Origin of the sequence: Methylobacter svalbardensis, assembly GCF_037671525.1 — a bacterium.
In the GTDB taxonomy this organism is placed as follows: Bacteria; Pseudomonadota; Gammaproteobacteria; order Methylococcales; family Methylomonadaceae; genus Methylobacter_A; species Methylobacter_A svalbardensis.
Genome location: NZ_JAWPOH010000190.1, coordinates 1 through 852 on the forward strand (window position 1 = coordinate 1; position 852 = coordinate 852).

The window sequence follows — 852 nt, forward strand, 5'->3', positions numbered from 1 at the left end:
GTAAACGTTCACGCCCCTACGCAGGCAAAGGCAATGGAGCCAAATTTTGCCGATGCCGAGCAATAGCTGTTTGTAGATAATCCCAAGGCGAATGACCACGTTGGCGGCATGTGTCGCTAACGCTGGCCAACAGTGCAAGCCCTCGAGATCCACGCTCTGTGCGTGTGCCATGGGAAAGTTGACGCAGAATGACCCAATGCCGCAAGGTGCGTTCGGCGTGGTTGTTAGTCAATGGCCAACGCGGGTCATCTAGCACGGCAAAGATCGCATCCCAGTCATTCAGGAATTCCCCTGCCAGTTCCCGCGTTTTCTTATGGGTACTCGTTCGCATCGTTTCGCAACGACTTCGGAAAACATTAATTCGATCACCAAAAGCAGCTCGAATTGATTCCGGCGGCCCCTCTCGGGCCAGGAGTACGGCCTCGCGCAATTCTGCCCATAAGGTCAGTAACTCTTGACCGAAGTCTTGCGCCTCGGGACTGAAACTTTCCGTCAGGCCCACTGCTTTACGCTTCAGGTGTGCCCAGCAACGCAGTCGTCTTGTCAACCAGCGATAGGCTTGCCAGCCGTCGCTCATCAGCCTGCCACTATAGTTTTCCAGAAGGTTTCTGGTCAGCTCCTGTCCGCGATGACTGACGTAATACAGGGTGACATAGGTGCTGGTGAACACCCATAGCCATAGGCTTTGTCCTTTTGCACCTTGCTCAGGCCAAGGCGTTTCATCGGCGTGCAACAGACCGCTTTGTTGTACCGCTTCAATCAACTCCGCTTCCACTGGGACTACGGCAAGTCCTGCTTCCTCAATAACATTGTGAATGGCACCGACGCTCAGCCATACACCTTGCCACTCTG

At 54.3% G+C, this 852-nt stretch carries 1 protein-coding gene; it reads right to left on the bottom strand.

Annotated features, from left to right (window positions below):
• Positions 1-16: 16 nt before the first annotated feature.
• Positions 17-852 (bottom strand): IS66 family transposase (gene tnpC, locus RW114_RS20785; protein ID WP_340124630.1); only part of this gene is annotated, 836 nt, incomplete at its 5' end.